The sequence below is a fragment of the Phytobacter sp. RSE-02 genome (assembly GCF_040578655.1).
Classification (GTDB): domain Bacteria; phylum Pseudomonadota; class Gammaproteobacteria; order Enterobacterales; family Enterobacteriaceae; genus Phytobacter; species Phytobacter diazotrophicus.
Map to the genome: position 1 here is coordinate 1 of NZ_JBEULY010000012.1, position 11,706 is coordinate 11,706.

Genomic DNA, 11,706 nt, shown 5'->3' on the forward strand with positions numbered 1-11,706 from the left:
ACTAAAGGAACGTTGAAGACGACGACGTTGATAGGCCGGGTGTGTAAGCGCAGCGATGCGTTGAGCTAACCGGTACTAATGAACCGTGAGGCTTAACCTTACAACGCCGAAGATGTTTTGGCGGATTTGTGAAGACACAATATTCAGCTTAGATTCAGAGTCCGAAGGATTTTGCGCTGAGACAAGGCGGCAAACGAGGCGATGGAAGGAGCATACAAAAGTATGTGACTGACACTCGCGAGAGCAGCCAACGCAGTATGAGCGCAAAAGACACAGGACGAGCACAAAGAATTTGCCTGGCGGCTTTAGCGCGGTGGTCCCACCTGACCCCATGCCGAACTCAGAAGTGAAACGCCGTAGCGCCGATGGTAGTGTGGGGTCTCCCCATGTGAGAGTAGGGAACTGCCAGGCATCAAATTAAAAGACCTGCACCAGTCTTCGGGGCAGTTCGCTACTCGACAGAGAGTAGGACAAAAGCGAGCGCTTTTGAACGTTGCGCAGCAACGGCCCGAAGGGTGAATCACAACGTGATTCATAAACTGCCAGGCATCAAATAAGTAAGAAGCCCATCCTCACGGATGGGCTTTTTGCGTTTCCGCGCTTAAATTTATTACCAGACACTTTTCCTCCGGATGGTAACCTTCCTTATCGCCCTAACCAGCGCATCACAAATGACGAAATCTGCGCTATATCATTGATATCTAAAAGCGGAACATCCACGGTCAGCGGGACATCACTGGCGATAGCGATGACATGTTTATCGATAATAAGTTCTTCTTCGCTGTGTCCGCAGCCCTGACGAAACAGTAAGATCTTAGCGACTGCTTCGTGCTTAAAGCCCTCAACGAGCACCAGATCCAGCGTAGAAGCATCCATTCGGCTAACCAGATACGCTAAATTCAGCTCCGGCTCATCCGGCGTTTCGGTCATTAAGGCCCAGCGTTGCGAACTGGCCACAATCGTTTGTGCTGCACCGGCTTTACGTAATTCGTAACTGTCCTTCCCGGGCTTATCAACATCCATGTTATGATGGGTATGCTTAATCAGACCGGGGCGGATCCCTTGCTCGCATAATGCAGGAATTAGCTTTTTAAGTAGTGTCGTCTTCCCGGTACCACTCCAGGCGGCAATAGCCAGTGCGGGTATCATACTTTCTCCTACCAGCGCGCCAGATCTTCTGGTGTATTCACATTCACAAAGCTTTCCTTTGCATCGCTAAAGTCGACGGAATGTCCTCCGACTTCACGCATAAAAACCATGACCCGACGTTCTCCTCGGTTAAGGTAATCTTGCAGTTGCGGCGCGTTAATACGGTTTATCAGAGCAATAGTTGGATGGTCACGTTCACCATCATGCACCCATACCGCATTTGTGTTCTTACACTCTGCACTTAATCGCTCGACCAGATTGTCCGGAATGTAAGGTGTGTCGCAGGGAGAGAACAGAAACCACTCGCTCTCACACTGCTGCATGACAGACAGCATACCTGCCAGTGGACCGGGGAAATCAACCATCTGATCCTGGTACACGGGTAAGCCGCTTGCCCGGTAGCTTTCCAGATTACGGTTTGCACTGATCACAATGTGCCCCACCTGAGGCGCCATCGCGTGTGCGACGTATTCCCACAACGGTTTTCCTTTTAGCGCCAGTAATCCTTTATCCTGACCTCCCATCCGCGAGGCTTTACCGCCTGCGAGTATCACGCCTGTTACCACACCCTTTTTAATCAACCTTATCGCCTCTTTTATTGTGGGTTTGACCCTGATAACGTGTCTGTACCAAGAGTAAGGAGCACCACCATGAAATGTAAACGCCTGAATGAAGTTATCGAACTCCTCCAGCCTGCGTGGCAGAAAGAACCAGAATTAAGTCTGATGCAATTTTTACAGAAACTGGCGAATGAATCAGGTTATGAGGGAGAGCTTACCGATTTAAGTGACGACATTCTGATTTATCACCTGAAAATGCGTGACTCAGATAAAGATGCGGTAATTCCGGGTATTAAGAAAGATTACGAAGAAGATTTTAAAACTGCTTTGCTCCGCGCGCGTGGCGTAATTAAAGAGTAAAAGCTTGTAAGTGAAGCCACCGAAAGCGCAGTGAAATGATATCCTCAATCATTCGGCTTTATTTGCGGATAATGGGATGAACCATAACGCTTTTACTTTCCAGACTCTCCATCCTGACACGATCATGGATGCGTTGTTTGAGCGGGGAATTCGGGTCGACTCCGGTCTTACTCCTCTTAACAGCTATGAGAACCGTGTTTACCAGTTTCAGGACGAAGACCGTCGCCGTTATGTGGTGAAGTTCTACCGTCCTGAACGCTGGTCCGCAGAACAAATCCAGGAAGAACATCGATTTGCGCTGGATCTTCTGGGTGATGAAGTTCCTGTTGCCGCACCGCTCGCCTTCGACAATCAAACCTTACTGACCCATCAGGGTTTTTATTATGCGGTTTTCCCGAGCGTGGGGGGGCGTCAGTTCGAAGCGGATAATCTGGATCAAATGGAATGGGTTGGCCGCTATCTTGGTCGCCTGCATCAAACCGGCCGTAAGGCGCTATTCGTCCACCGTCCGGATATGGGGGTGAAGGAGTATCTTCTTGAGCCTCGTCAGGTCTTTGAAGATTCCGCGCTTATCCCAGCCTCGTTGAAAGACAGTTTCTTACGTGCCGCCGATCAGCTTATCGAAGCCGTCATGGCGCACTGGCATAATCGTTTTACCAATCTGCGTTTACATGGCGACTGTCATGCCGGGAATATACTCTGGCGCGATGGCCCGCTGTTTGTGGATCTGGATGACGCCCGTAATGGCCCTGCGATTCAGGATCTCTGGATGTTGTTGCATGGCGATAAAGCCGAGCAGCGCATGCAGCTTGAGATGATTATCGAGGCCTACGAAGAATTCTGCGAATTTGATACGGCTGAATTGAGCCTTATTGAACCGCTTCGCGCTATGCGCCTGGTTTACTATCTGGCGTGGATTATCCGTCGCTGGGATGATCCGGCTTTCCCCAAAAATTTCCCGTGGTTAACTGGGGAGGATTACTGGCGCGATCAGATTGCGACTTTTCTTGGGCAGGTAAAGGCATTGCAAGAACCGCCTCTACAATTAATGCCGATTTATTAATGTGTGACACATCCTGGAGAGATTTAATCATGAAGAAAATTTGGCTGGCGCTGGCAGGAATGATTCTGGCTTTTAGCGCTTCGGCAGCACAATTTACCGATGGTAAACAGTACATTACGCTCGATAAACCGATTGCTGGCGAACCACAAGTCCTGGAGTTTTTCTCATTCTATTGCCCGCACTGTTACGACTTTGAACATGTGTGGCATGTTGCGGATGCTGTAAAACAGAAGCTGCCGGAAGGCACTAAAATGACGAAATACCATGTTGAATTCCTTGGCCCGCTGGGCAAAGAGATGACTCAGGCATGGGCTGTTGCAATGGCTCTTGGTGTGGAAGACAAAATCACCGCACCAATGTTCGAGGCCGTGCAGAAAACGCAAACCGTTCAGTCTGTTGCTGATATCCGTGATGTCTTCATCAAAGCCGGCGTTAAAGGTGAAGAGTACGATGCGGCGTGGAATAGCTTTGTTGTGAAATCACTGGTTGCTCAACAAGAGAAAGCGGCTGCTGACTTGCAGTTACAGGGTGTTCCGGCCATGTATGTTAACGGCAAATATCAGTTGAATATGCAAGGCATGGATACCAGCAGCATGGATATCTTCGTACAGCAGTATGCTGACACCGTTCGATACCTTGTTGAGAAGAAGTAGTACCATAAACGCCGGTCATTGACCGGCGTTGTTATATCCACGTTTGATTGCGTCAATTTGCTGGTCTTTCTCGCTCCATAACGCATTTAGCCACTGCTGAAAACCACGCTTAAAGTTCTTATCGTTAACGTAGTCGCCATGCAAATCTTCGTTAACCGATAACAAATTTACGCGAACAACAATGCGCGTTAACTTCCCGCTTAGCATATCAAAAAACGGTTTTTTGTCGTTTTCCGGATAGCAGAGTGTAACATCAAGCAATTTATCGAATTGCTTGCCCAAAACGCCGAGGGCCATCGCTATCCCTGCTGCTTTAGGTGGGAGCAGGTTATTGAATGCCGATCGTGTCTCGATACGTTTTTCATCGGTAAAGCGTGAACCTTCAACGAAATTCACAATGGTTGTCGGATGGAGACGAAACTTCTCGCAGGAACGGCGAGTGGTCTCTACATCTTTACCGCGACGCTCGGGGTGGCGTATCAGGTAACCCCGCGAATAGCGACGCATAAACGGCATATCCAGCGCCCAGCAGGCCAGCCCAATAAAGGGAACCCAGGCCAACTGTTGCTTAAGAAAGTACTTATTCATCGGGATATGTTTGCGGAAAAGCACGCACAGCACCACGATATCTGCCCAGCTATGGTGGTTGCAGATAAGCAGGTACCAGTTCTTTTTGTTCAGCCCTTCCAGGCCTTCAATATCCCACTGGAGATGCGGGTTAAGATGCAGCAGCCAGGCCAGTCCTTCACACCAGCAATACATCATAAAATTACAAAATGCAGAGATAGCGCGCCACAGTACCGGAATCGGCAGTAATAGCTTAATAATACCGGCGATAATGATCGGTACAGAACAGAATATAGTCACCAGGATGGTGAGTATGACACTCAATACCAGAGTGCATACAGCGAGCAGTCTCGACATAGTTAATTTATTCAAATGGTTAATCACAGCATGCACACCATGGCGCATGCAAGGCGCTGATCTTATCAGAAAACACCTCATATGATTGGGTAAAGGTTAGCCTTAGTGTGCGGTCGTAAGATGTTGTGCTAAATCAAATTACTTTTTCTTATATCCACATGGAGCAAATTGTCGCCAAAAGGCAATAATGATCGTTTCTCTTTTTTTAATGCATTGAAAAATAAGGATACTTACTTTTCTGCGATCGAAAAAAATGCACAATAATCCAGTCCTTAAGAAATAATTCACAAACTTATCCACAGAAAGACGTAGGAAGCGATCCCGCAGATCGTGAAATCTTTTTCGGCAAATGCGGTGAAAAACTGATGTTTTCGCCCGTCTGTGGCATCCTTTAGCCATAAATTGATAAACAGGCACGGACATCATGGTTCAGATCCCAGAAAACCCACTTATCCTTGTTGACGGCTCTTCCTATCTCTACCGCGCATACCATGCGTTTCCGCCGCTGACTAACAGTGCAGGCGAGCCTACTGGCGCTATGTACGGCGTCCTGAATATGCTGCGCAGTCTGATCCTGCAGTATCAGCCGACACATGCCGCAGTGGTGTTTGATGCGAAGGGCAAAACGTTCCGTGACGAACTGTTTGAGCACTATAAATCTCACCGTCCGCCAATGCCGGACGATCTGCGCGCGCAGATCGAGCCATTGCATGAAATGGTCAAAGCGATGGGATTACCGCTGCTGGCCGTTTCGGGCGTAGAGGCTGACGATGTTATTGGCACGCTGGCGCGCGAAGCCGAAAAAGCAGGGCGTCCGGTCCTGATCAGTACCGGCGATAAAGACATGGCTCAGTTGGTAACGCCAGGCATTACGCTTATCAACACCATGACCAATACTGTCCTGGGGCCAGAAGAGGTCGTAACCAAATACGGCGTGCCGCCGGGGTTGATCATCGATTTCCTCGCTTTAATGGGCGACTCTTCAGATAACATTCCCGGTGTTCCGGGCGTGGGCGAAAAAACCGCACAGGCGTTATTACAAGGGCTTGGTGGCCTGGATACGCTGTACGCCGAGCCGGAAAAGATTGCCGAACTCTCTTTCCGTGGCGCCAAAAATATGGCGGCGAAGCTGGAGCAAAATAAAGAGGTGGCTTACCTCTCTTATCAACTGGCGACCATTAAAACGGATGTTGAGCTGGAGCTGACCTGCGAACAGTTGGAAGTTCAACAACCGATAGCGGATACGCTACTCAACCTATTTAAAAAATATGAATTTAAGCGCTGGATTACGGAGCTGGAAGGCGGTAAATGGCTCCAGGCAAAAGGTGCTAAACCGGCCACGAAGCCGCAAGAGACGGTTGTCGTTGAAGCTGAGGCCGAAGTGTCTGCTGCGGTCCTGTCGTTTGATAACTACGTCACCATCCTTGATGAGGACGTGTTAAACGAGTGGATTGCGAAACTCAAAAAAGCTTCAGTGTTTGCCTTCGATACCGAAACGGACAGTCTGGATAACATCAGCGCTAATCTGGTGGGGCTCTCGTTTGCAACCGAACCTGGTGTAGCCGCTTATGTTCCTGTCGCGCATGATTACCTGGATGCACCAGCCCAGATTTCGCGCGATCGGGCGCTCGAATTACTGAAAGACCTGCTTGAAGATGAGAAGGTCCAAAAAGTAGGTCAGAACCTCAAATATGACCGTGGCATTTTGCAGAATTATGGCATTGAGCTGCGCGGCATTGCCTTTGACACCATGCTGGAATCCTACACGCTGGATAGCGTCGCCGGTCGTCATGATATGGACAGCCTGTCTGATCGCTGGTTAAAGCATAAAACCATTACATTTGAAGAGATTGCGGGTAAAGGCAAAAACCAACTGACCTTTAATCAGATCGATCTTGAGCAGGCCGGGCGTTATGCTGCGGAAGATGCGGACGTCACGCTGCAACTGCACCTGAAGATGTGGCCGGAATTGCAAAAGAATGCTGGCCCTTTAAATATCTTCCAGAACATAGAGATCCCTCTGGTACCGGTGCTTTCCCGCATAGAGCGTAATGGCGTTAATATCGATCCTGCGGTGCTGCACAAACATTCGGAAGAAATTGCCCTGCGTCTGGCGGAATTAGAGAAGAAAGCCCATGAAATCGCAGGCGAGCCTTTTAACCTTTCTTCAACCAAACAACTGCAGTCGATTCTCTTTGAAAAGCAGGGCATCAAACCGCTGAAGAAGACTCCGGGCGGCGCACCGTCAACCTCCGAGGAAGTTCTGGAAGAGCTGGCGCTGGATTACCCTTTGCCCAAAGTCATTCTTGAGCACCGTGGTTTGTCGAAACTGAAATCGACTTACACCGATAAGCTGCCGCTGATGATTAATCCAAAGACCGGGCGGGTACACACTTCCTATCACCAGGCCGTCACGGCGACCGGGCGTCTGTCCTCCACCGATCCCAACTTACAAAACATTCCAGTGCGCAATGAGGAAGGCCGACGTATTCGCCAGGCGTTTATCGCGCCAAAAGACTACGTCATTGTTTCCGCTGACTACTCGCAAATAGAATTGCGCATTATGGCGCATCTGTCGCGGGATAAAGGCCTGCTCTCTGCCTTTGCCGAAGGGAAGGATATCCACCGTGCAACGGCGGCCGAAGTGTTTGGTTTACCGCTGGAAAGTGTGTCGAACGAACAGCGACGCAGCGCGAAAGCTATCAACTTCGGTCTGATTTATGGCATGAGCGCGTTTGGTTTATCCCGCCAGCTCAATATCCCGCGTAAAGAGTCGCAGAAGTATATGGATCTCTACTTCGAACGCTATCCGGGTGTACTGGATTATATGGAGCGCACCCGCGCACAGGCGAAAGAGCAGGGCTATGTTGAAACCCTGGAAGGGCGTCGTCTCTATCTGCCGGACATCAAATCCAGCAACGCAGCGCGTCGGGCCGGTGCAGAGCGTGCGGCTATCAATGCGCCCATGCAGGGCACGGCAGCAGACATTATCAAACGCGCAATGATCGCTGTTGATGCGTGGCTGCAAACGGAAAAACCGCGCGTGAAAATGATCATGCAGGTACACGATGAACTGGTATTTGAAGTGCATAAAGACGATGTGGATGCGGTATCGCAAAAGATCCACGAGTTGATGGAAAGCAGTACCAAACTGGATGTGCCGCTGCTGGTGGAAGTCGGCAGTGGGCAAAACTGGGATCAAGCGCACTAAGTACTGGTCACATAAGCTTCTTTTTCTGTAAGTAAGCAACATAACCAGTACATTTTGTGACGATCATTAGAATTCCCTATGTAAAGGTTGAAAAAAAACTACAAAAAGTGCTTTGTGCGAAAACGAAAAGGGAGTAGAGTTAAACACGTAGGGTACAGAGGTAAGATGTTCTATCTTTCAGACCTTTTACTTCACGTAATCGGATTTGGCTGAATATTTAGCCGCCCCAGTCAGAAATGACTGGGGCGTTTTTTATTGGGCGAAAGAAAAAGCGCGAACGGATGCCGCGCTTAAGGGTCATTCTTCGGTGGATTGCTCGGTAATCGGCGCAATGGTGTTAAACCAGTTATCCAGCTTCTCGCGCAATTTATCTACGCCCTGCTTCTTCAATGACGAAAACGCTTCAACCTGCACGTCACCATTAAAGGCAACCACTGCTTCGCGCACCATATTAAGCTGCGCCTTACGTGCACCGCTGGCGAGCTTGTCTGCTTTCGTCAACAACACCAGAATCTGCACATTGCTCTCGACCGCCCACTGGATCATCTGCTGATCGAGATCTTTAAGCGGATGACGGATATCCATCAGTACAACCAGACCCTGCAGGCACTGGCGCTTCTCAAGATATTCCCCTAAGGCACGCTGCCACTTGAGTTTCATCTCTTCTGGCACTTCTGCGTAACCATAACCCGGTAAGTCCACCAGGCGTTTGCCTTCGGCCACTTCGAACAGGTTAATCAGCTGCGTACGTCCGGGTGTTTTGGATGTACGAGCCAGGCTTTTCTGATTTGTCAGCGTGTTAAGTGCGCTGGATTTCCCTGCATTGGAGCGGCCGGCAAAAGCCACTTCTATACCGGTGTCGGCGGGTAAGTGGCGAATATCAGGCGCACTGGTGACAAAATGCGTCTGTTGGTAGTTCCAGTTAGTCAAAATGGTCGTCTCCGTAATCTCGGGCATGGGGGGATTATACCTGAACCCACGTAAAAGACTGTTTTTCTCGTCAACGGACATCTGCCAGAGAATACCCCTGTCGTTTGTAGGATATTTGCCATAAAGCTTATGCGAATTTTCAGAGAAATTGCAGGGTCATAAAAATGTAAGTTAATGAATAAAAAGGTTTTGTTATTAGAGAATTTTCTGAATTTGTGTTTTTGGGGCGTTTTGTTACTTGTGAGTTTAAATTAAGCAGGTAAAGTATTTGTAAAGGCGAGGAAGCCTGCGGGATGAAGACTTAAGGATGAGGGGTCAGGAGCGCCAGGAGGCGAAGACCAGGAAACTGTCCGGATGACAGTCTTAAAAGGGAATAAAAGGACCACAACACGGAACGTGACATGCTAAGGGAAAAACAGGGTGTGTTGTAAGCAAACAGGGAATGTTGTACCCATTGAGGGTTGAGGGTCAGAAAAAAAGGCGACAGATTACTCTGTCGCCTTTTTTCTTTGCTTGCTTTCTGCTAGATTCCGCCGCAATTCTATACTGAATAAAACCATCTAAGCCGATTATCATGAAAAAACCTTCAACCACTCCGCGCGGCAAAACACCTGGCAAAGCGCACCGTAAATCACGTGAAGAACTCAACCAGGAAGGGCGTGACCGTAAGCGCGATAAAAAGCACCGTGGCAATGCGGCTGGCAGCCGTGCAAGCGGTGCGAGCGCGTCTTCTGGCTCAGGAAAAGGCGCTTCTCAGGCCGATCCGCGTATTGGCAGCAAGAAACCGATTCCACTGGGTGCGACTGAGCCCCAGGTCAAAAAGCAGCACAAACCAAAGAGCGAGAAACCTATGCTTTCACCGCAAGCTGAACTGGATCTGCTGGAGAACGATGAGCGCCTGGACGCGCTGCTGGAACGACTTGAAGAGGGCGAAACCCTGAGCGCTGAAGAGCAAAGCTGGGTTGACGCTAAACTTGACCGCATTGATGAATTAATGCAGCAACTGGGCCTCTCCTACGACGATGACGAAGAAGAAGAGGAAGAAGGCCGGGAAGATATGATGCGCCTACTCAAAGGCGGCAATTAACGGTCAGGTATGGGCCTGACTGTCCTGCTTATAACCCTTCCGGTTATATGTTATCTGGTGTGGTTATTCGTTAAACTACAGCGGTTGTCGCGGCGCAAACTGTGGCTGCGCAACCGGCTTATGACCCGAAATGAGGTCAGGCCGGGCCGCCGTACCCGCCAGCGGCGTTATCGGAAGGAGTGAGCATGTCTGAGCAACGAATTGACTGGGATCTGGCCCTTATCCAGAAATATAACTATTCCGGGCCGCGCTACACGTCATACCCTACCGCACTGGAATTTTCCGCTGACTATGGCGAAGAAAATTTCCGTAGTGCCGTCGCACGTTATCCAGGGCGGCCGTTGTCACTGTATGTGCACATTCCGTTTTGCCATAAGCTTTGTTATTTCTGCGGCTGCAATAAGATTGTTACGCGCCAGCAGCATAAAGCTGACCAATATCTGGATGCCCTGGAACAAGAGATTATCCACCGTGCGCCGCTGTTCAGTGACCGTCGTGTCAGCCAGCTTCACTGGGGTGGTGGTACGCCAACCTACCTGAATAAGGTGCAAATTAGCCGCCTGATGAGCTTACTGCGTGGTCATTTTCAATTCGAGGCCAATTCGGAAATCTCCATTGAAGTTGATCCGCGTGAAATTGAGCTGGATGTCCTTGATCATTTACGATCGGAGGGCTTTAACCGCCTGAGCATGGGCGTGCAGGACTTTAATAAAGAGGTCCAGCGGCTGGTTAACCGTGAGCAAGACGAGGCCTTCATCTTTGCGCTGATTAAACGTGCGCGCGACATTGGCTTCACCTCGACCAATATTGATTTGATTTATGGTTTGCCAAAACAGACACCGGAAAGTTTTGCTTTTACCCTGAGTCGGGTGGCTGAGCTGAGCCCGGACCGCCTGAGCGTGTTTAACTACGCACATCTTCCCACCCTGTTTGCGGCCCAGCGTAAAATCAAAGACGCGGATCTGCCGTCCGCTCAACAAAAGCTGGATATCCTGCAGCAGACCATTGTCTCGCTGACTGATGCGGGTTATCAGTTCATCGGCATGGACCACTTTGCCCGCCCCGATGACGAACTGGCGGTGGCTCAGCGCGATGGTGTCCTCCACCGTAACTTCCAGGGCTACACCACCCAGGGTGATACCGATCTGTTGGGGATGGGCGTATCGGCCATCAGTATGATTGGCGACAGTTACGCGCAGAATCAGAAAGAGTTAAAAGCGTATTACCAACAGGTGGACGAAACCGGCAATGCCTTGTGGCGGGGAATCTCGCTGACCCGTGATGACTGTATTCGCCGTGATGTGATTAAAGCGCTTATTTGCCACTTCCGTCTCGATTTCAGCAGCATTGAGAATCAATGGGATTTGCGCTTTAACGACTACTTTGCCGAAGACCTGAAACTGCTAAAACCACTGGCGAATGATGGGCTGGTGGAGATTAACGAGCAGGGTATTGAAGTAACGGCGAAAGGGCGTTTATTAATTCGCAACATCTGCATGTGCTTTGACGTGTACCTGCGCCAGAAAGCGCGGATGCAGCAGTTCTCAAGAGTGATTTAAACGGTTTCCCCGGCGGCGATGTGCTGGCCGGGGATATCAGACCGTGACCTGATAAGCGAAGCGCCTGCTGGCGCTTTAGCTAAATAGCCCAAACAGCGCGGCGCACAATACGGCAGCGACGGCGGCTTGTGGCGTATGGCTGGCAGCGGCACTAACGCCTGCGCTGCTCGACACGATATTGATGAGTGATTCCAGCATGATGACCTCCCC

Annotated in this window: 11 protein-coding genes and 2 rRNA genes; 8 read left to right on the forward strand and 5 right to left on the reverse strand. The window is 49.9% G+C overall.

The genetic code is table 11. From position 1 onward, the window contains the following. Both ABU190_RS20860 and rrf read left to right on the forward strand, forming a co-directional pair. Positions 1–100: ribosomal RNA gene (locus ABU190_RS20860) — 23S ribosomal RNA — on the forward strand; the annotation flags it as partial. A gap of 195 nt (positions 101–295) precedes the next feature. Further along, positions 296–411 (forward strand): 5S ribosomal RNA (gene rrf, locus ABU190_RS20865). A gap of 234 nt (positions 412–645) precedes the next feature. Here rrf and mobB read toward each other — a convergent pair. Beyond that, positions 646–1,149 carry a molybdopterin-guanine dinucleotide biosynthesis protein MobB gene (gene mobB, locus ABU190_RS20870; protein ID WP_354692280.1) on the reverse strand — a complete coding sequence of 168 codons (504 nt, stop codon included), beginning with the start codon at positions 1,147–1,149 and terminating at the stop codon, positions 646–648. Positions 1,150–1,157: 8 nt separating this feature from the next. After that, on the reverse strand, positions 1,158–1,730 hold the full coding sequence (gene mobA, locus ABU190_RS20875; protein ID WP_354692281.1) for a molybdenum cofactor guanylyltransferase MobA: 573 nt from the start codon (positions 1,728–1,730) through the stop codon (positions 1,158–1,160). A 69-nt stretch (positions 1,731–1,799) separates the two neighbouring features. Here mobA and ABU190_RS20880 point away from each other — a divergent pair, with 69 nt between their 5' ends. The 3 genes from ABU190_RS20880 to dsbA all read left to right on the forward strand — a co-directional run bounded on the left by ABU190_RS20880 (position 1,800) and on the right by dsbA (position 3,785). Continuing rightward, positions 1,800–2,069 carry a YihD family protein gene (locus tag ABU190_RS20880; protein WP_039077379.1) on the forward strand — a complete coding sequence of 90 codons (270 nt, stop codon included), beginning with the start codon at positions 1,800–1,802 and terminating at the stop codon, positions 2,067–2,069. Positions 2,070–2,145: 76 nt separating this feature from the next. Continuing rightward, positions 2,146–3,132, forward strand: a complete 987-nt coding sequence (locus tag ABU190_RS20885; RefSeq protein ID WP_354692282.1) for a serine/threonine protein kinase — start codon at positions 2,146–2,148, stop codon at positions 3,130–3,132. Positions 3,133–3,161: 29 nt separating this feature from the next. After that, positions 3,162–3,785, forward strand: a complete 624-nt coding sequence (gene dsbA / locus ABU190_RS20890; protein WP_354692283.1) for a thiol:disulfide interchange protein DsbA — start codon at positions 3,162–3,164, stop codon at positions 3,783–3,785. 15 nt (positions 3,786–3,800) lie between these two features. On the opposite strand, the gene ABU190_RS20895 is transcribed toward dsbA, so the two are convergent. Further along, on the reverse strand, positions 3,801–4,709 hold the full coding sequence (locus ABU190_RS20895) for an acyltransferase (protein ID WP_354692284.1): 909 nt from the start codon (positions 4,707–4,709) through the stop codon (positions 3,801–3,803). Positions 4,710–5,133: 424 nt separating this feature from the next. Between ABU190_RS20895 and polA the strand changes: the two genes are divergently transcribed. After that, entirely contained in the window at positions 5,134–7,920 is a 2,787-nt protein-coding gene (gene polA, locus ABU190_RS20900; RefSeq protein ID WP_354692285.1) for a DNA polymerase I, read from the forward strand. Between the two features lie 297 nt (positions 7,921–8,217). Here the strand turns inward: polA and yihA are convergent, their stop codons facing one another. Beyond that, on the reverse strand, positions 8,218–8,850 hold the full coding sequence (gene yihA, locus ABU190_RS20905) for a ribosome biogenesis GTP-binding protein YihA/YsxC (protein ID WP_354692342.1): 633 nt from the start codon (positions 8,848–8,850) through the stop codon (positions 8,218–8,220). A gap of 574 nt (positions 8,851–9,424) precedes the next feature. Between yihA and yihI the strand changes: the two genes are divergently transcribed. Beyond that, positions 9,425–9,937: a Der GTPase-activating protein YihI gene (gene yihI, locus ABU190_RS20910; RefSeq protein WP_354692286.1), complete on the forward strand. Its 513-nt coding sequence runs from the start codon at positions 9,425–9,427 to the stop codon at positions 9,935–9,937. A 185-nt stretch (positions 9,938–10,122) separates the two neighbouring features. Next, positions 10,123–11,496, forward strand: coding sequence for an oxygen-independent coproporphyrinogen III oxidase (gene hemN / locus ABU190_RS20915; protein WP_354692287.1), 1,374 nt, complete (start codon positions 10,123–10,125; stop codon positions 11,494–11,496). Positions 11,497–11,571: 75 nt separating this feature from the next. On the opposite strand, the gene ABU190_RS20920 is transcribed toward hemN, so the two are convergent. Further along, positions 11,572–11,694: a YshB family small membrane protein gene (locus tag ABU190_RS20920; protein WP_139153727.1), complete on the reverse strand. Its 123-nt coding sequence runs from the start codon at positions 11,692–11,694 to the stop codon at positions 11,572–11,574. Positions 11,695–11,706: the final 12 nt, after the last annotated feature.